The organism is Halomicronema sp. CCY15110, from assembly GCF_016888165.1.
GTDB lineage: Bacteria > Cyanobacteriota > Cyanobacteriia > Phormidesmidales > Phormidesmidaceae > Halomicronema.
The window spans coordinates 1-20902 of sequence record NZ_JACSWC010000343.1 but is presented as its reverse complement, the minus strand read 5'-3'; the positions used below and the strand labels follow the sequence as shown (position 1 = coordinate 20902).

The following is a 20902-nucleotide window of genomic DNA, read 5'->3' as shown; positions in this document are numbered from 1 at the left end:
TGCCGATCGCGCTTTGCCGACGACTCATCCGCCTATGTAGTTGTCGCGACACGCCTATGTACTTGACATTTAATAGGAGTTTTTTGCCAAGCCGTCACGAACCCCCAAGACGGATACCCCCGACAGTTAAATAGCATTCTAGGCACTTTGACGTTGACGAGCACGCAAGCGGAGCAGCTCGGTGTCAGTGCTTACAGCCGTCTCAGTCCTCATTTAGAACTGTGCTGTTTGCGCCAAAGCGCCATCTTGTCCTATCAAAAAGCTCAAGCCGAAGTGGAGTTGCAGACCGGTCGGCGCGTGAGTGCCAAAACACAAGAACGCTTAGTGCATCGGCAGTCCTTTGCGGCCCCGGAGCCAGTCGCGCCCATTGAGCAGATGAGTCTAGACGGCGGCATGATCCGCTTACGCACCCCCAAGGGCCAAGCCTCTGAGTGGCGAGAATATAAAGCCTTGAATTTAGGCGAGGTCAATCAAGGGATGGCTTGGTTCAAGGACAACCCGAGCTTGGTGGCCTGGGCTAACCAATTACCCTTGGCGGCCGTCGTTGATTGCTTGGGCGATGGCCATGACGGGGTTTGGGGGCTCTATGCACAGATTGGCAGCGACGGCCAACGTCATGAGATTCTCGATTGGTTTCATTTGATGGAGAACTTACATCAAGTGCCAGCGACCACTCAAGTCCTTGATACGGTGCGCAGCTTCCTGTGGGAAGGAAACGTCGACGCGGCGATTCAGACATTGGCAGCCACTGAGTCAGAAGCGACCCGTCGCTTCTGCGGCTATCTAGAGCGGCATACTGACCGCATCCCTAACTATCGTTACTACCAGGAAGAAGGCTGGACAATTGGTTCGGGAGATGTGGAATCTTTGGTGAAGCAGATTAACCAGCGCACCAAGCTCGCCGGGGCTTCCTGGGAAGCAGAACGGGTTCCACAAGTTTTGGCTCACCGTTGCGCTTATCTGAATGACGACCTCTCTCCTGACCAGTTTTTTTCTACGTAGAAAGTGACGTGCTCCCGTCAGCTTTCAAGACATAAGCGGCATAACGATACTCTCCAAATCGCTCTCGTTGGGAACCAGTGGGACTATAAGGCCGATAGCGTATGAACTCTACCAAAGCTGTGTTGGTAGGGAGTAGAGCCTGAATTTCTGCCAGACTAGGAGACGATGTCAAATTAGCAAAGTCCTCACTCCGGCGGCTGAGCTTATCTTCTAAATCTTGGATTTGTTTTTGTAAAGCGCTGAGTTGTGTCTGGTATGTCTCTGAAGATAACTCAGTAGGAGGATTAGAAGTTAGGTTGTCAAGTTGAATAAGGGTTGCACTAAGTTCATTCAATTGCTTTAAGTCTTCTGGATTGTTTGCTAGTTGTGCCCGCAAGTTGGTGAACAAATCTAACACTCGGCCTTTGCGCTGGAGAACGGTTGAAAAGGCCAGTTGGGCTGCTGCTGAATCTGTTGGCAAATCTTTAAGATGCAAGCTAATCGCCCAATCCATTGAACCTGCAACAGTGGACAAATAATCACGTTTGTCAGCATCGGTTCCCCCCACTAAGTTACGACTGAGAACCACTTCCTCAACTGCTAGACTCTGACTTAGGCTAATTAGCGTCTGTTGTAATTGACCTTGAGTATGGTTGAGTAAAGCCAAACTAGAAAGACTGAGAGCGCTGTTGGGATGCTCTAAACCTAATATCGACTCATCAATTGCTAAGGCCTGCTGCAAGAGGGTTTCAGCTTCTCCATAGCGCTTAGTAGAGATATATAGCTGTGCTAAATTATTGAGACGGGTAGCGGTAGCGGGGTGAGCGGAACCAAAGGAAGCTTCAGTAATCACTTGAGCTTCATATAAGAGAGGTTCTGCCTCCTCGTAGCGATTCATCGTAATGTATAAATTTGCTAAATTGTTGAGACGGATAGCGGTAGCGGGGTGAGCGGAACCTAGAGAAGCCTCAGTAATTGCTAAGGCTTGCTGGAAGAGGGTTTCAGCTTCCTCATAGCGCCCTACTAAATCATACAACGAGGCCAGATTGTTTAGGGTGATAGCAGTCGAGTGATGGTCTAGACCCAAGGTTGCTTTCTCAATCTCTAAGACCCGCTGAAAAAGGATTTCAGCCTCCCCGTAGCGTCCCATTGAGAGGTAGAGCGTAGCCAGATTATTTAGGGTGATAGCAGTAGTAGGATGCTCTGAACCTAGGCTTTCGGTATGAATATTCAGAGCTTGCTGATAAAGAGGTTCGGCCTCCCCATAGCGCCCCATTGTGTAGTACAGCTTAGCTAAATTACTGAGAGTAATAGCAGTATCAGGGTGATCTTGACCAAAGATTTCCTCGTCTATCTCTAATACCCGCTGAAAGAGGGTTTCAGCCTCCTCATAGCGCCCCACTGTGTCATACAACGAGGCTAGATTATTGAGGCTAGCGGCGGTGTCGGGATCATTTGGCCCTAGAACCTCCTCGCGAATTGCCAGGACTTGCAGATAGAGGGGTTCGGCCTCCTTATAACGCCCCACTGTGTCATACAACGAGGCTAGATTATTGAGGCTAGTAGCGGTTAAGGGATGCCCTGGCAAGGCTTCCTCATATATCGCCAGAGCCCGCAAATAGAAAGCTTCGGCCTTTCCATAGTATCCCTGGTCCTCGTACAGCAAAGCCAGATGATTTAGGCTTTGAGCGGTATCGGGATGATCTGAACCAAAGACCGCTTCACGAATTACTAAAGCTTGTCGATGGAAGGATTCGGCCTCCTCATAACGCTCTTGGATCCAATATAGATAGCCTAGATTATTGAGGCTGATGGCGATATCGGGATGTCCAGGTTCTAAAACTTGCTCTTGAATCACCAATGCTTCCTCAATCAATGAGATTGCCTCTGCATATTGAGCAGCCTGATGCAGCTCGAAAGCCTGCTGGTTAAGTTCGTTAGCGTGCGCTAAAGATTGCTCGGCCTCTGTTGCCGTTCGTATTTCTAGACGATAGCTGCCCGTTTCCCTAACAGCATTGCTGTTCACGAGCAAGGTATAAGTTCCAGTAACTGACAACTTCACTGTGATACGAGCATTCGTTTCTATAACTCCATCATTATCGTGAGCGATGCTCTCTCCTAAGGGATTCTGTAAAGTAAGGAACGCATTAAAGTCATTACTGGTCAGGTCAAAGGTTAGGATTTCGCCAGCAGTGCCTTCAAAGGTATGAATCTCGTGGTAGCTGCCATCTTTTAGTGGTGGCGAATTGGGAGTAAGCTCTCCTGTGATTATCTGCGGTGTACGGGCAGCAGATTGTGCCAAGGCCATTAGCCAGGTTTCTTTTATCGGGACGATGCCACCAAAGATTGCTGCGGAAATTCCGGCAATTAATAGAGCACGGTGCCATTTGCTTTGATGAAAACGCTGAATATTCGCCATAAGACACCGCAAGAATAAAATTACAGAGCTGAGTCAATAAGTTTTACAAGTTGTGTTCCAAGATAGAGTCTCATCAACAGAGACAATACTTCACAATCATTGCTGTAAGGGACGCCAGTCGCCAGAGCCGATGAAGGCAGCCCAGTAGTAGGGATGGCTGTATTCTTCGCTGTTCAGTAATGCTAGCTGTGTTTCCCTCAAAGCTGCGTCACGAGGAGTGCCGGAGAGGAGGCGATCATAGTAGTCCATCATCAGCTTTTGGGTAGCAGTGTCTTCCACCTTCCAGAGACTAATGACTTGACTTTGAGTACCTGCTAGTACTAGAGATCGCCGCAGACCGTAAACTCCTTCACTTGCAACCAATTCTCCGAGCCCCGTTTCACAGGCAGAGAGTACCACCAACTGCGTACCCTTTAAATCCATACCTGTTATCTCCAGGGCAGTCAAATAACCGTTTTGACCAGGGCCACTTTCCCCTGCAGCAATTCCGGCTAATGCTAGTCCCGACTTTAACAAGGGATTGATGGTCTCTTGGTTGGTCTCAAACACCCCATGAGTGGCAATATGCAAAATACTTGGGCGATTCTGCTGCTTAACAACTGATTCAGTAGCATCAGTTTGGGTGTAAACTCCAGCTACTCTTAGCTCTGACTGATTCAACTTCTCGGCAATTAGATCCACTTCTGTTTGAGTTTCAGGCAAGGTTGGGTAGATACGATCTCTGACATCACCGGGAGCCCAATTACTATTCTGTGTAGTCTGCCCGTATGTAGGATTGCCCACTAGCACCGCTGGAGCATTGCTGGCAGCGAGACTATCCAGACGCATCAAGTCACGACCGGAGGTGAGATAACGAAACTGATGCGTCTCTACGAGATAATTACCCGAATCATCCACCAAAGCTTCAAAGGGAAGTAGGTTGAGGGCTCCGTCAGGAGAGATAAAGACCGTAGTAGTTCCTCCTAAGACGGCCCGTATTGGAGACATAACCAGGTTCTCAAGGGCCTGAGCATCTTCTTTAACCTGAAATGGAGGGTTGTCGGGAGAAGCCAAGCTTTGTGATAAAGCAAATACAGCAGCATTGATATCTGCAGCTGGTCCGAGATCAATGCCATCGATGCTGCCATCAGCTTGCAGTATGTAAGCTGCATAGCGAGCATTTCCAAATCGTTCCTGTCGAGAAACTTGAAGGTTGACTGGTTGGTAGCGAATGAACTCGACTAAAGCTGTGTCATCAGGCAGTTTCGCTTGAATCTCTGCAAAATTTGGGGAGGCGGTGAAGTCAACAAACGTGCTACTGCGTCGGCTGAGTTGATCTTCTAATCTACCAACACGCTCTTGGAGCATGTTGAGTTGCTGTTGATAGGCTTCAGTAGATAGCTCAGGTTGTGGATTGTAGACGAGATTTGATAGTTGATTGCTGGCAGTACGTAGATCATCAAACAGTGCAAGCGTTTGAGGGTCATCGCCGAGCTGGACTCGCAGGTTAGTGAACTGGTCAAGAATGCGACCTTTACGTCGCAATACGGTGTTTAAAGCCAGTTGTGCCGACTCTGTAGAGGTAGGCAAATCATTAAGATGAAGGCTGACAGCAAAATTTGTGGTTCCTGTGATCGTAGCCAAGTAATCTTGCTTATTGGCATCAGAGCCACCAACCAAGTTTTGGGTAACGACAAATTCTTCTGAGGCTAAGCCTTGACCTAAAAGGTCAAGGGCAGTAACAAACTGATCCTCAGACCAATTTATTACTGCTAAATTGATGAGGCTGTTGGCTACATTGGGATGGTTAACTCCAAACTGGTCTTGCATTATTTTCAGAGCTTGTGAGTGTAAGTTCTTGGCCTCCTCATAACGGCCTTGATCTACATATGTCTCTGCTAAGTTATTTGCAATTAAAGCCGCATTAGGATGTTGTTCTCCCGAGGTTCTTTGAGTGATTTCTAAAGCTTTTAGCAAAAGAGATTCGGCATCTTTATAGCGTCCTTGCCATTGGTATACAGCTGCCAAGTTACTGAAGCCTAGTGCAACCAGAGGATGATTTTCTCCTAGCAATTCTTGAACGACTTCTAAATACTGAAGACCATAAAATTCGGCTTCTTCATATGAATTCAAAGCATAATAAGTCGACATCAAACCATTGAGACTAGCTGCGGAAGCAAAGCGATTTTCCCCTACCAGATCTCGTGCGATTTCTAAAGCGTTTAGATGAGTAGACTCAGCTTCTCTATAGCGACCTTGAACTTGGTAGAGGTATGCAAGATTGTTAAGTATCAAAGTCTCCTTATAAAGCTCATTATAAAGCCCACTTGCTTCTTCTTGAAGAATAGCCAAAGCTTTTAAGTGAAGAGGTTCAGCTTCTGCATAACGGCCTTGAACCTGATAAAGCACTGCTAGTGCACTTAATGGGAGGGCAAAAGCTGGATGATTTTCTCCTATACTATTTCGAAGAAGTTCTAGATTCTCCTTAAGCAGGAGTTCAGCCTCCCTGTAGAGGCCTTGAGAAACATAAACTGTTACTAAACCTTCATATGTGCTAAATAAAGGAGAGTAAAACCTTCCTGTTTGTTCAGAAAAAGAAGAACTAAACTCTGAGATAGAAGAATATGTTCCTTCCGGATCTTCTTGAAACGCTTCTAAAATATCTAGGAGAAGAAGTTCCCCTTCTTTATAACGAGCCTGTCTAACATATACATCAGCTAAAGCCTTAAGGATAAAAAATACGCCAGGGTGATTTTCTCCTAAACTTGATCTTATGATCTCCAGGTTCTCTTCCAATAGTAAAATAGTTTGAGGATCACCTCCTCCATAAACAAGATCTGCCATCTGTTCGAGAAAATCGAGATATTGTTGATTTGGATCTTCGGCTTGAGATGCTTGAAATTGTGATATCTCTAATGCAGTGGCCGTTGTCCATGTGAGGATGTATTCCCCAGACTGTCCAAAAGTATAAGCTGTCACGAAAATTTGATAAGTTCCATCTGCTGGCAGTTCTACAGCTAAGCGAGAATTAGTATTCTCTCCATCAACATCATCGTTTTGAGCAATAGGCCTGCCATCTGGCCCAATTAAAAGTAGGTAAGTGTCAAAGTCTTCACTGATCAAATCAATCCGGATGCCTTCGCCTTCCTTACCTTCAAAAGAGTGTATTTGAATGGGATTATCTCCGTCGAATCCTTGAGGGCCAACGTCAATTTGCCCTGTTACTGTTTCAGGTGTACGGGCGGATTGCTGAGCAACAATATCAAGCTCAGCCCTAGAGGGTAGGCTAGCGCTTCCTATAAGTGTTATACATATCCCCATCGCTGTGAAAATTTGTCGAAATGAATGATTTGTGACCATGATAGAGAAACCACTAAATTACTTCTGTCAATAAATAGTCGCTCAGCTTGCTTCTGATAGATTAAGCAAATTAATGCAGGCTGCGGTTGAGAGACAAAATCTAACGCTCGCATGGGTTATGTCATCTCGACTACAAAGCAAATTATTGAGCTATTGGTAGCTTCTCAATTTGAATCTGTAACGCTTCAGCCATCTCATGGTCGCTCAAATCTTCATAGAACGCCTGTGACATTTGTAAATGCGCAAGGGCATCTTCATACTCCGTCTGCCCTTGCGCAACATCTCCTAATCCCCAGTAGCTCTCAGCCTGTAGTTCTAGCTGCCCCGCTGCTTCAGCATAGGTCAATGCTTTTTCGTAGCGTTCTCGGGCTAAAAGAGGTAACCCGATTCTCAGGTAAGTATCGGCCTGCAATAAGTAAACTCGGCTGTCTTCCGTACCCGCTTGGATTCTAATTTCCAACACATCAATCGCGGCTTGATTGAGGGCGTAGCTTCTCCAACCAGAGTCGCTGTGTTCAAAGTTAAGATATTGGAGAGCGATCTCCAGGGCTTCTTCGTCAGCATCCCACTGTGCTGACTTAATAGTGTCTATCTGTGCATTAACGCGATCGCGCTCAGTTTCAGGCAGCAACTGAAAACCAACATTGTCTGACTCGGATGAAATACCACTATCAGTCATGACGACAATGGTGTAACGACGGTTTGGCACTAAGGACTCTAGCTCATCGAAGGTTGCCTCAGTTCCCGTCACTTCCTCTTGCCAGTCAATACCGTTGCCATTAATCTCGACCGTGTACGACGTTGCTCCTTCAATCGGCTGCCATTGCAGCGTTAGCGCCTCTGTGTCGAATACAGCAGTGTTACGCGGACTCAGGACATAGGGTAGCCCAACATAGAGGACCGGACGAGTTGACCTTCTCGATCCGCGAGTGCGCTTTTTCCGGTTTGGAAAAATGAAGTCCAAAATATTGGCCTGAAGATGTTCTCCAGCCCCGGCAGGAGGTTGACTGCCAGTATGACCCTGCACTGGTTGCGTGATTGCCACTACCGTGCCTAAGGTCAGGATAAGTGCTTGAATTAGAGCGGTAAAGCGTTGGTTTGACATACCTGTTCGTAATTGAGTCCTTCAGCATCAAATCGTTCACGAGCCATCGTTAGCCAAGCATTCTCCTCCGGAACGCTGCGATCGCCTAACTGGCAACACCGTTGCCAGGCAGATAATGTGTCTGGCTGCCCAGCGGCCTCTCGGGCTTGAGCAACCAAACAGTAGGCAGAACCAGGATTTTCAATAAACTCTTGCTCAGGAGCTGGCGTTTGTTCATAAATGGAGATGGCCTCCTCCAAGGCTGATATGGCAAATGTATACTCTTCCTGTCGCAGCAACGCCCAGCCCAAGTTTTTATAGAGACTGAATTCAGTTTCTGGAAAAACTTCCTGGTCACCATCCTCGATTAATTTAAATCCCTGGCTCAACAGTGCTAGAGATTTATTCACGTCGTTTTCGGGCGATTGCAGATATAAACGAGCCAGATTGTTATAGGCCTCTGGAAAATCACCGCGCGCAGCAATAAGATATTGGGTTTCCGCTTTGTCTAATTCTTGAATATCTTCGTAAAGATTGCCGAGGTTGTAGTGGGCGTCTAAGTTGTCTGGGTCCAGGGAGATAGCACGTTCGTAGTTTTGCTCAGCAGAGCCCAGCTTCCCTGCATCATGAAGCGCCACTCCTCGTGCGTTGTAACGTCTGGCAATGGTTGGCAACGTGAGCCAGAAGACAAATAGCGCTCCTGCTAGTAACGCCGTGGTGCCAAAGCGAAAGCGAAGCCGCTGTGGATTCGATAGTTCAAAGCGTTCAAACAGGAGGTGGACACCTTCATTCCCCGCGTCGGTCAGATCACTGCGGGCTTTCAGCAGGGTCAGCAGGTTAGAGAGGGCGATCGCGGACAATCCTGCTACGCCCGCTCCACCCAATAGAAACCGACCGCTGATATTCACCAAAAGTCCAATGCTGATGGCCCAAGCTAGTGTGGTCGCTCCCTTAAAGACCCAGTCAGCAGGATGTTCCTTGGGAGCCTTGACTGCATCATCCAAAAACCACCACCACTGCTCGGGTAATTTTGGAAAGCTCTCGCGATAAGCCGCAAAGTCAATTTGAGCAACGAGCGTTCCAGCGTGTTCTTTGAGTTGGCGATCAAGGATATGAATTTCCTGCAGTAAGTAAGTTCCAGGGGAAGGTGACTGCGCAAGGGCAGCGTAAAGTCGGTCTCGCGCATCCAAGATTTCCAAAACATGTCCTGCCCCAAGGCTCTTCTTTTGGAGAACGGGAAACAGTGCATCTCGATAAGCTGTAAGGGCTGCTCCAAGGGATGGGACGGTCATGGATCAAAGCAACAAGCAATAAAATAATCCTATGTCAGAGGTGGGAATGCAGCACTCAGCTATTGCTGTAAAGGTCGCCAATCACCAGAGCCGATGAAGGCAGCCCAGTAATAGGGATGGCTATATTCTTCGCTTTCCAGGAAGGCTAATTGGGTTTCTCGCAGGGCAGCATCGCGGGGCGTAGCAGAGAGGAGGAGATCGTAGTAGTTCACCATCAATTCTTGGGTGGCTACATCATCAACCTTCCAGAGGCTGATTACCTGGCTTTGAGAACCAGCCAGGACAAACGCTCGGCGTAATCCGTAGATGCCTTCACCTGCTGCAAGCTCTCCTAAACCAGTTTGACAAGCGGAAAGCACTACGAGTTGGGTGCCACTCAGATTCATGCCCGTAACCTCCAGAGCTGTGAGAATACCATCTTGCTCAGGTCCGCTCTGGCCTCCGGCAGCGGCACCGGCCAGAATCAATCCAGATTGCAGCAAAGGGTTGAGGGTATCCTCAACTGGTTCAAAGAAGCCATGGGTAGCAATGTGCAGAATGCCGGGCTGTACCTGCTGTTTAATCAACGCTTCGGTAGCGTTGGTTTGAGTGTAAACCTGAGCACCTGGAAGTTTTGGCGCAATCAGATCGACCTCCACCTGGGTACCCGGTAGAGTCGGAAAGATGCGGTTCTCAAAGTCAATAGCCCGTGTATCAGCTTGAGCCACCAGTTCACCAGGAAGACCATAGGCGGGGTTGCCTATCAACAGGGCAGGATTTCGACTCGCATTAGTTGTGTTCAAACGCATCAAGTCACGGCCCGAGGTGAGATAGCGGAACTGATAATTCTCCACCAAATAGTTTCCAGACTCATCCACTAGAGCCTCAAAGGGAATTAGGTTGAGGGCACCATCAGGGGAAAGAAAGACAGTAGTCGTTTCCCCTAAAACTTCTCGTACCGGAGCCATCACCAAAGTTTCCAGCGCTTTGGCTTCTACTTCAACTTGCTTAGGAGGTGTATGGGGTGAGGCTAAGGCAGCGGAAAGTGTTCCCACTGCCTGATCAATCGCCTCGGCAGTCCCTAGATCTAAACCTTGAATAGTTCCGTCAGCTTTTAGGATGTAAGCCGCATAGCGAGCATCCCCAAGGCGCTCTCCAGGTGAGGCATTGGGATCAAACGGTCGATAGCGGATAAACTCCACAAGTGCGGTACCATTTGGCATTGCTGATTTGACGTCTGCCAGACTAGGGGACCGTGTCAGACTGGCAAAATCTGCACTGCGGCGGCTTAGCTGATCTTCTAAATTTTGGACTCGCTGGTTCAGCGTGCTGAGTTGATTTTGGTAAGCCTCTGGCGGTATCTCATTAGAGCTAAAGTTAAGATTCGCCAATTGGGTGCTGACGACTTCAAAGTCATTTAGTAATTCTAGGGCGTCTGGATTGTTCGCCAATTGAGCTCTTAGATTAGTGAACAAATCCAATACTCTGCCTTTGCGTTGCAGCACTGTAGAGAACGCAAGTTGGGCTGCCGTTTCGTTGAAGGAAGAATCGTTGAGGTGGAGACTAATCGCTAGATTAACTGTACCTGTCATGGTGGCGAGATAATCGCGCTTGTTGGCATCAGAGCCCCCTACCAAGTTACGACTCAAAACCGTCTCTTCAACTGCTAGACCTCGACTCAGAAAGGTCAAAGTCGATTGTAGCTGTCCCTGAATATAGGACAGTGCGGCTAGATTAGTGAGAGAGTTGGCTGTATTAGGATGGTCAGGTCCAAGAATTTGTTCTCTAATTTCCAGTGCTCGCTGAGAGAGCTGCTCTGCTTCTTCATATCTCCATAGCAGCTCATATACTCCAGCCAAGTTATCCATATAAGTGGCTGTGTCAGGATGCTCCGGACCAAAAGCTTCTTCAAGAATGTCTAAAGCTTGTATGAAAAGAGTTTCCGCTTCCTCATATCGGCCCTGAGGAATGTACAACAGTGCCAAATTGTTAAGGCTACTAGTAATATCGGGATGTTCTGAACCGAAAACTTTCCTTTGGATCGTTAGAGCGCGTTGCAAGAGGGGTTCCGCCTCTTCGTAACGCCCTTGAGCACGATATACCAAGGCTAGATTGTTCAATCTCGTAGCGACTTTCGGACTTTCTGGGTCCAAAGACTGTTCAGAAATCGCTAAAGCGCGTTGCAAGAGGGGTTCCGCCTCTTCATAGCGCCCTTGAATTCGATATAGCAAGGCTAAATTGTTCAAATGACTAGCATTATCAGGATGTTCTGAGCCTAAGACCTGCTCAACAATTGCCCGAGCACGCTTCAAGAGCGGCTCAGCCTCTCCATAGCGCCCTTGATATACGTACAGCAGGCCAAGGTCACTCACGCTAATGGCGGTGTCAGGATGCGCTGAGCCCAAAACCTTTTCTCGGATAGCCAAAGCCCGTTCAAAAAGGGGTTCCGCCTCTTCATAACGTCCCTGTATTTCATAAAACTTACCCAAATTATGAAGACTAATAGCGATGAGATAATGATCAGGACCTAAGGTTTTTTCAACAATTGCTAAAGCACGTCGAAAGAGTGGTTCTGCCTCGTCATATCTACCCTCTGAGCTATATAGAAATGCCAAATTATTAAAGCTTTGAGCAGTATTACGATGCTCTGAGCCTAAAGTTTCCTCACGAATTGCTAGAGAACGGATATAGAGTGCTTCAGCCTCTCTAAATCGCCTCTGCGACTGATAAAGTCCAGCCAAATCATTTAGGCTACTGGCGATGTCAGGGTGATTTACCCCTAGGCTTTCCTCACGGATTGTTAGAGCTTGCTGGTAGAGTTTCTCAGCCTCCCCGTACAAGCGTTGCGATTCGTACAGTAAAGCTAAATCGTTAAGGGTATTAACAGTATCGGAATGTTCTCTGCCCAAAGCTCCCTCTCGAATTGACAAGGCACGTTGGTAGAGGGGGGCCGCTTCCGAATAACGCCCCTGAGAATAGTACAGATCTGCCAGATCGTTGAGAATATCAGCAGTATCGAGATGATCAGGCCCTAGCGTTTCTTCTCGAATTGCCAAAGCGCTTTGATAGAGGGGTTCGGCTTCTGAGTATCGTCCTTGAGAGTGGTAGAGTCCGGCCAAGTTATTGAGGCTACTAACAATATCGGGATGGTAAGAATTGAGCGATCGCTCCCTAATCGATAGGGCTTGTTGATAGAGTGGCTCGGCTTCCACATAGCGGCTTATTTCTACGTACAATCCAGCTAAATCGCTTAGGGCATTAGCAGTAGTGGGATGCTCTGGTCCTAACTGTTGCTCTCGAATGGTTAAAGCGCGTTGATAGAGTAGCTCAGCTTCTGAATAGCGACCCTGCCGCTTTAGAACATCTGCTAAGCCGTTGACTGAATTGGCAACGTCGGGATGGTTAGGTCCCAACCTCTGTTCAAAAATATTGAGAGCCCGCTGAAAATAAATCTCAGCATCTTCATATCGGTTTATAGAACCATAAAGTGCAGCAAGATTGTTTAAAGCTACAGCAGTATCTGGATGACTTGGCCCTGACTGCTGTTCCCAAATGATCAGTGCGCGCTGATAAAGCCGCTCTGACTCTTCATACCGCTCCAAAGTTTTATATAGTGAAGCCAAATTGTTTAAGGTTTGCGCAGTATCAGGATGCTCTCCTAATTGTTGTTCTCTAACTGCCAAAGCCCTTTGATAGTAAGCTTCGGCCTCCGTATATTTACCCTGATAGTCATAAAGCAGTGCTAGGTTGTTTAAAGTTTCTGCTGTACTAACGTCTTCTGAGCCTAACTGTTCCTCTCGAATAGATAGGGCTCTTTGATAATAAGACTCAGCTTCCTCATATTGCCCTCTCAGGCGGTACAAAATACCCAATTGGTTAAGGATTTCTGCTGTACTAATGTCTTCTGAGCCTAACTGTTCCTCTCGAATAGATAGGGCTCTTTGATAATAAGACTCAGCTTCCTCGTACTGCCCCGTTACACGATACAAAAGTGCCAAGGTATTAAGAGCTGTCGCAGTATTCGGATGATTTGGACCAGAATGTTGCTCGCGAAGTGAATATGCCTGTTCAGCTAGAGGAATTGCTTCCTCGTAGTTCCCTGCCTGAAACAGCTCCACAACCTGCTGGTCAAGCCGGTCTGCTTCTTCTAGAGACTGCTCAGTAGTACTAGCTACGTACACGTTGGGTTGATAAATACTGATGGCTTCAACTGTTCTATAGAGAGCAGGTGAAGCATGGAAATCACCATTTCTTAGCGAAGGTGACGGCTCATCTAGCCTTTCGGTAACAGTTTGAGACATCTGATCAGATTGTTGGGCAATGACACTGGGTTTAGAAATCCCGGCAACGCTATTGCTACCCGTCAAAGCTGCGCAAAGACTGCTCAGTATGAAAATTTGATGATATTTGTTCCAGATCAGACGATGAGAGAAGTGCATAGTTAAAGGTGAATTGAGTAATACAAATTGGTTTTGAATACTTCTGAATTACACATTATTGAAGAAAAGGGTAAACGTTTATCATTGTTGTAAGGGACGCCAGTCGCCAGAACCAACAAAAGCAGCCCAGTAGTAAGGGTGACTATATTCTTCGCTTTCCAGTAACGCCAGTTGGGTTTCGCGTAGGGCAGCATCGCGGGGAGAGCCGGAAAGTAGGCGATCGTAGTAGTTCACCATCAATTCTTGGGTGGCTGAATCGTCCACTTTCCAGAGGCTGATAACCTGGGTCTGAGAACCCGCTAAGACAAAGGCTCGCCGTAGGCCGTAAACGCCCTCACCTGCCGTTAATTCTCCTAACCCCGTTTCACAGGCCGACAGTACAACCAACTGAGTGCCGCTCAGATTCATCCCAGTGACTTCTAAGGCAGTCAGGATGCCGTCTTGGTTAGGACCACTTTGACCGACTGAAGCAGCCCCAGCCAGAATCAGACCTGATTGCAATAGGGGATTTAAAGCATCCTCAATGGGTTTGAAGAAACCATGGGTTGCAATGTGCAGAATATTAGGCTGGGATCGTTGTTTGATAATTGCTTCAGTAGCGTTGGTTCGAGTGTAAACCTCAACGTCATCTAGTTGCAAAGCGATCAGGTTCACCTCAGTCTGAGTACCTGGAAGTGCTGGAAAGACAAGGTTTTCAAGGTCAATAGAGCGGAAAGAGTCCGCTTCAGCTACTTCTTCTCCTGGACGGCCATAAGTGGGATTCCCTATCAGCAGAGCGAAATTATTGCCAGCAAAAGGTTTATTTATTCGCATCAGGTCACGGCCTGATGTGAGATATCGAAACTGATACTTTGTAATTAGGTAGTCCCCAGACTCATCAACGAGAGCTTCAAAGGGAACCAGGTTGAGAGCCCCATCAGGAGAAAGAAAGATAATCTTTTGTTCCCCTAAAGTCTCTCTTAAAGGAGCCATCACCAACCTTTCCAAGGCCTGAGCATCTTCTCTAACTTGACTTAGAGGCGTGTTTGATGAAGCCAAGCTTATTGATAAAGCACTCACTGCCATATCGATTCTCTCAGCAGGCCCTAAGTCCATACCTTGAATGTTTCCATCTGCGCTTAAAAGATAAACTGCATAATGATAAGGCCCAAAACTATCTCTTTCAGTATTAGGATCAAAAGGGCGGTAGCGCATGAATTCTACTAAAGCAGTATTTGGAGGTAACGCAGACTGGATATCCTCAAGGGTAGGCGATGATGTCAGTTCTGAAAATTCTGAACTGTAACGACTAAGTTCGTCTTCTAAGTCGTTGTAACGCTCTTGCAAAGTCTGCAAATTGGCTTGGTAGGTAGCTATATTCCGATCTTTTGGTGGCAAGTAAGTGAGAGTGGCCAGCTGAGAACTAACAGAGCTCAAATCATCCAGCAGTGCTAACAAATCAGGTTTATTTACAAATTGAGAACGCAAATTGGTGAATAGGTCAACGATACGTCCCTTTCGCTGTAATAGTGCAGTAATAGCCAATTTTGCGGCAGCTTCATCGCTAGAAAGTTCATTGAGATGAAGACTAATAGCCAGACTAGTTCTAGGGGAAAAAGTAGTTAGATACTCACGTTTATCTTTATCTGAACCGCCTAATAGATTGCGGCTTAAAACCGTTTCTTCTATATAAAGCCCTCGGCTTAAATTGTTTAAGGCTAATTGAAACTGACCTTGGGTATAGTATAGTCGTGCCAAATTGCTAAGAATGTTAGCAGTATCTTGGTGATCTACTCCTAGTTGCTCTCGAATTGCTAGGGCTTGCTGATAAAAAGAGGCTGCAGTCTCATAGCGGCTAGTTGCCCGATATACCCCAGCGAGATTGTTCAAACCACGAGCAACTAAATAATCACTATCTTCATTCTGCTCCCAAATTTTCAAAGCACGCTGATAAAGAAGTTCGGCCTGTTCATAGCGACCCATTGATTGATATAACCCGGCCAAGTTATTCAAACTGATTGCCGTATCGGAGTGATCCGCTCCTAATTGTTGCTCCCTTATTGTCAATGCTTGCTGAAAAAGAGGCTCAGCTTCTTCGTAGCGTCCTGTTGATAGGTAAAAACCGGCTAAGCTACTCAAACTACTAGCTGTTTCGGGATGGTTAGGCCCTAAATATTGTTCTCGAATCGCTAAGGATTGCTGGAGGAGAGGTTCTACCTCTCCATAACGCCTCATTGATATGTACAGTCCGGCTAAGTTGTTCAAACTAGACGCTGTATCGGGATGATTTGCGCCTAATTGCTGTTCTCTTATTATTCGAGCACGCTGGTATAGAGGTTCTGCCTCCTCGTAGCGATTTATTGTCTCATATAGCGCAGCCAGATTGTTCAAACTAGACGCTGTATCAGGATGTCGTTCGCCTAGCTGCTGTTCATAAATCGATAACGAACGTTTATAAAGAAGGACTGCTTCCTCATAGCGTCCTATAGACTCATACAAACCGGCTAGATTGTTTAAGCCTAGAGCAGTTGTAGGATGGTCTGCTCCTAGCCTTTGTTCATAAATTGATAAAGATCTTTGGTAAAAAGCTTCTGCCTCTTCGTAACGGCTGGTTGATTCGTATATTGAGGCTAAATTATTCAAAATAGAAGCTGTATCCGGATGGTTTTCCCCTAATTGCTGTTCACTAACCGCAAGAGCGCGAGTATAGAGGGACTCAGCTTCTTTGTATCGCCCCATGAACTCTAATGAGCCAGCTAGATTATTCAGACTAGCAGCCGTATCGGGATGATTTTCTCCTAATTGCTGTTCTCTGATTTCCAGAGCCCGCCTGTATAGAGGTTCAGCCTCTCTGTATTGCCCCACTGAACTGTATAAGGAAGCTAGATTATTCAGACTAGTAGCCGTATCGGGATGATTTTCTCCTAGCTGCTGTTCTCTGATTTCCAGAGCTCGCCTGTGTAGAGATTCCGCCTCCTCATAGCGTCCTATTGAGCTATATACTGAGGCCAAACCGTTCAAACTACTCGCCGTATCGGGATGATTTTCTCCTAGCTGCTGTTCTCTGATTTCTAGAGCTCGCCTGTATAGAGGTTCAGCCTCTCCGTATCCTCCCATCGAACTATACAAGGAAGCTAGATTACTTAAACTAGTGGCAGTCAATGGATGACTTGAACCCAGCTGTTGTTCATAAACCGCCAGAGCACGTAAATAAAGAGGTTCTGCCTCTTGATAATGTCCTGTTAATTTATAAAAAAAGGCTAAATTATTTAGACTCCGAGCTGTATCGGGATGCTCCGGCCCCAGTTCTTGTTCAAAAATTGCGAGGACTTCCTCCGCAAGAGGAATAATTGACGAATAACTTCCTGACTGGTATAAGTCGCTAATTTGCAGCTCAAGCTGAGCTGCTCGTGCTGTGGCTTCTTCAGATACAGTCGAAGCCCGAACCTCAAAACGATAAGCTCCAGTTTCACTCGGCTCATAGCTTTTTACGATGAAAGTATAAGTTCCATTAACAGGAAGAGTCAGAGTAATGCGGGCGTTGGTGCCTCCTGCCCCATCATCATCTTGGGCAATCCTTTCTCCCACAGGATTCAAAAGTATCAAGTAAGCGTCAAAGTCATCGCTGGTAAGTTCGAAGGTCAGAGATTCGCCAGCGGTACCTGCAAAGGTATGAGTTTCGTAGTAACTGCCATCGCTCTCCAGTGTTGGTGAGTTTAGAGTAAGTTCTCCTGTGAATATTTGGGGTGCATGAGTAGATTGCTGAGAAACCAGCATAGGTACAGCAAAGCTTGGATTAGAAATGCCGACTTGCAAACCTGTAAGCAGACCTGTCCAAGCCAGTACATATGTCCATCGACACCCAACCTGATTGAAAAGACTTGCCATTGGATAAGTTAATTTGAGGGCTGAATGCGAGTGAATACGGATGCTTAGGTGATCGCAACTAAAGCATTCCAGCACAACTTGTTAAAGAAACAAAGTATCAGAATATACTGAACTTATTTGTCAACTGAACCTCAGCATAAGCTCAGCTAGAAGGTAGTTTGTTATTTTTTAACATTTTTTCTGGCCGAGAGATTTTCTGTAAAAGTACGGAAGCACTCATCCCAGTTCTTCATACCGACTGTGCAGAAGTTGATCTCGGCAATACCTCAAAATTGCCTGGGTTGATCAGTGGCCTGCAGTTTCTGTTGATCCAAAGATTCGCGACCGGATGTAGGGGGCGGCGCACAGCTTAGTAAATGCAGAAGCCCAGCTTGAATCTGGATACCCAAAGACTTGACCTCTCTCAAATCCCCAACATGTACGGGAAACTAGCGGCCTATCACAACCGCTATACTCAGCCTGTGGATCGCTCCTGTGCCGTAGCTTCCAGCAGATCTGGCACACGGCGACCGAGAGCAACCATTCCCTGCGCCAGCTGGGTGATTTCAGCCGCTGACAGTACCGGAATTTCTCGCTCAAGCAACCCATCAAACTGCTTCAAGTCATCTCAATTAGGCCACGAAATAAGAGTTGGAGATCACTTTTAAGGCAATTCCCGCGATCGCATACAGAATGCAGTTTCGCTCGAATTTCACTCGTGACTGCACCCGACCCACACCTCGACGAGCTTGGATAGCCTCGTACAAATAGGCCAGTGACAGGGCCATGCAGACAATCTCGGCCAAGTCGAAGGTAAATGTTTGCTGCCAGCGTGTAGCCGGTACTGAAACAAACAGCAGGAAGTACACGACCAGCAGTGCGCCCAGGGTGATCTTGAAAGTTGAATCACTCATCACAACTCGACTCCCGATGATGGCTGGGCTGGGGCATTCACCTCATGCTGTTGCCGTGATTGATAGAGCGTCTTGAGATTATCAGGCGACCTGGAAGCGGAAATTTCCCAGTTCTGGAGATCGGCTTCAGTAAGGTTAGTCACCTGCGTGATCTCGCCTTCACTATTGGCTAAGACCCCTGCGCTCTGGTCATTTTTGACCACGCCAATGCCCTGGGTTGTCTCCCTGACGGTGTATTGCTTGCCCCGTGCCTCGATCGCGCCATTGGCATCCCGCTCCACCAGCCCCGCTGCCTCCAAATTCCCTAGAAAGCGACGGGCATGGTTCACGACGCTAGTTCCCAGTTCTTGCTGATGGCCAAACGCGGATAGATCAGTCTCCATCTGCCGTGCATCGAGCTCTGCCAGGTCATTGAGTTCACCCGCCTTCGCCGCTTTCCCAATCGCCTCAATATCGGCCAGCTCATTATCAGAACGACCCAGGGCTCTAGCGGCTCGATACCAGTCGCGGAATTGCTCAATGCTAGGTGATTCTGGTTGCCCTTCCTCTGATTCAGCCAGTTGCTGATCCAACTCCGGGTCATTCTGCGAGATCGCTGCTTGGATAAAGGCTCCAGCTGATACTGACACCTCTGATGAAGACTGAGCAGGCTGCTCCATCTGCGCTTCAGCCTGGTCGATCGCGGCCAGTAAGCTCTCCTGCTGGGCTTGCGGTAGGTCTTGAACCACCCCCCGCAAGCGAGCCAGCGTCTCCTGATAGTCCGGGGAGCCCGTAGGCTGCTCATCTCCCAGTTCCTGAATCGGAGGTGGATTGATGGCAGCGGTTTCGCCCGTCCCCAGCACGTCAGCAAATGCATCAGAAGACTCAGCAGCCGGTTGAGAAGATTCACCCTCCGGCGATCTCGCCACATTAGACCCCGGAGTCTGAGCTTGCACCTCGGGTTCAACGACCGGCGATCGCGCTTGCTCTGTGGGCGTCGGCTCCGCTTCCGGTTCGGTGGTCATCTGTTGCTGAATGGCTTCGGCAAAGCCCTGCTTGCGCAAGTTGCTAGCAAACATCCCAGCATAGGAACGGTCTAACCCACGGGATTCTCCCATCGGCCCATGAACGGCTGTTTCCGTCAGATTCAAGGCCCCGTCTTCGGACAGATTGAAGACCATCTCGGAGTCAATGAAGGCATCCCCGTTCTCCACCAGGGTGTGATAGAGCATCAACTGCTCGCCGTGGCGTTCGATATTCAGCGGCGTGAAGGGCTCATTCTCCACCTTCAGGTAAAAGTCCTCATCCGCCATCACCGCTGCCGCGAGCCCTGAGTCTTCCAAAAGCTTGCCGACATGCTTTTCGGGCTTACCCACTTGTTCACTCCAGCCACCGATCCGTGCCTGTTCGGGCGGAGCCATCGACTCAACCACGTCAAAGACTTCTTCAACCTGCGCTGCCGGGTCCGGTTCAGCCCCAGATGAGGTGATTTCTTCTGCATCAGGCTGCCCAGGATAGCGTACATCCTGGGCGGAAATCGCCAAGCCCTGCTCGGTGGGATCGGTAAACGAGATCCGCGCCACTTCACCGTATTCATCCGCCAGGGCTTCGAGCTGCTCATCTCGCTGAGCGATCGCATTGGCTCGTTCCACCCCGGCTTCACTAGCAGTGCTCTCCACCTCGCTGTAGCTGTTGAGCAAGCGGGCTCGCTCCCTGCCAATCGTTGTTGGCCCTACCTCATCCAGGCGGTAGGCAGATGATTCGGACTCAGACTGATCCGGCAAAATGGCATCACGCCCCTGCCGCAAATATTCTCCCGCCGTCAGGCTCTGAAGCTGGTTGCGGAGTGATTTCTCCAGCGGTTGGGCCTTAGCGATCGCTGCCTCAAGTTGGTTGCCAGCATCCGGCAGCTCGACCCACACCTCTTCCAATGCCTCACCGCTGGTATCGATGCCGATTTGCAGTTCAACAGCTCCCTGCTCCAGGCGAATCTCCTCCGGGTCAAACAGATCAAACTGGGATGAACCGTCCTCTCCCGGTGCCAGACTGGTTTCCCATTCGGAAGTATGGGGATCTACGTCTACCTGGAAGGTCATGGCCATCCCTTGATCGGCCAGTACCTTTGCCTGCTGCACTTTCTCTGCGAGAACAGATGGAGGGGGACTCGGAGCCTGCTGCCCAGTTTGAGCCGCTTCCGAGGCAGAAACAGGCTGGGTAGATTGATCCTCACCCCTAGGAACTGCGTCCGTGTCCCGTTCCTCCGGGTCGTTAGGCTCATCCGCCCGACTGCCCTCGGGCGCGGACTCCGACTCGGACTGGAAGGCCGTTTCCAGTTGAGCACGGACCCCCTCCAGATTCGACAAATCAACTGAAGGAGCCAGCCCCGCTGATTCAATCACGTCCTCAACGGAATCCGACCAGGCAAACTCAGGGATCTGCTCGCCCATTAGCTCCCGTGCCTGGTCTAAGTGGGTGGTGGCCTCTAGTCGCTGGTGGCGACCATCCTGGAGGTAGCTCACCACCTCTTCCAAGCGATCTGAAGAAAACGCGGCTTCCTATTAGACGACAATGAGCCTGTCGGCTGACGACAACTAGAGAGGCGGATTTATTGATTTCGTCATCTGGATCCA

General features: G+C 48.3%; 9 protein-coding genes. 1 reads left to right on the top strand and 8 read right to left on the bottom strand.

From position 1 onward, the window contains the following. The first annotated feature begins 72 nt into the window (after window positions 1-72). The gene (locus tag JUK32_RS16405) at window positions 73-1002 is read left to right on the top strand and encodes an ISKra4 family transposase (protein WP_204139944.1); all 930 of its coding nucleotides are present in this window, start codon (window positions 73-75) and stop codon (window positions 1000-1002) included. Here JUK32_RS16405 and JUK32_RS16400 read toward each other — a convergent pair. The 8 genes from JUK32_RS16400 to JUK32_RS16365 form a co-directional block, all read right to left on the bottom strand. After that, complete coding sequence (locus JUK32_RS16400; protein ID WP_204139943.1) at window positions 995-3400, bottom strand: tetratricopeptide repeat protein; 2406 nt, start codon at window positions 3398-3400, stop codon at window positions 995-997. The genes JUK32_RS16405 and JUK32_RS16400 overlap by 8 nt on opposite strands. A gap of 96 nt (window positions 3401-3496) precedes the next feature. Beyond that, window positions 3497-6739, bottom strand: a complete 3243-nt coding sequence (locus tag JUK32_RS16395) for a CHAT domain-containing protein (RefSeq protein ID WP_204139942.1) — start codon at window positions 6737-6739, stop codon at window positions 3497-3499. 142 nt (window positions 6740-6881) lie between these two features. Further along, window positions 6882-7844 (bottom strand): tetratricopeptide repeat protein, encoded by a 963-nt coding sequence (locus JUK32_RS16390; RefSeq protein ID WP_204139941.1) that lies wholly within the window; start codon window positions 7842-7844, stop codon window positions 6882-6884. Beyond that, complete coding sequence (locus JUK32_RS16385; protein WP_204139940.1) at window positions 7817-9022, bottom strand: tetratricopeptide repeat protein; 1206 nt, start codon at window positions 9020-9022, stop codon at window positions 7817-7819. Before JUK32_RS16385 ends, JUK32_RS16390 begins: the two co-directional genes overlap by 28 nt. A 152-nt stretch (window positions 9023-9174) precedes the next feature. Further along, the gene (locus JUK32_RS16380) at window positions 9175-13533 is read right to left on the bottom strand and encodes a CHAT domain-containing protein (protein ID WP_204139939.1); all 4359 of its coding nucleotides are present in this window, start codon (window positions 13531-13533) and stop codon (window positions 9175-9177) included. An 81-nt stretch (window positions 13534-13614) separates the two neighbouring features. Next, a complete protein-coding gene (locus JUK32_RS16375; protein WP_204139938.1) occupies window positions 13615-17289 on the bottom strand; it encodes a tetratricopeptide repeat protein in 3675 nt (1224 codons plus the stop codon). A gap of 722 nt (window positions 17290-18011) precedes the next feature. Beyond that, complete coding sequence (locus tag JUK32_RS16370; protein WP_204139937.1) at window positions 18012-18293, bottom strand: hypothetical protein; 282 nt, start codon at window positions 18291-18293, stop codon at window positions 18012-18014. After that, the gene (locus JUK32_RS16365) at window positions 18293-20791 is read right to left on the bottom strand and encodes a DUF6908 domain-containing protein (RefSeq protein WP_204139936.1); all 2499 of its coding nucleotides are present in this window, start codon (window positions 20789-20791) and stop codon (window positions 18293-18295) included. The genes JUK32_RS16370 and JUK32_RS16365 overlap by 1 nt, the downstream gene beginning before the upstream one ends. Between the last annotated feature and the right edge of the window lie 111 nt (window positions 20792-20902).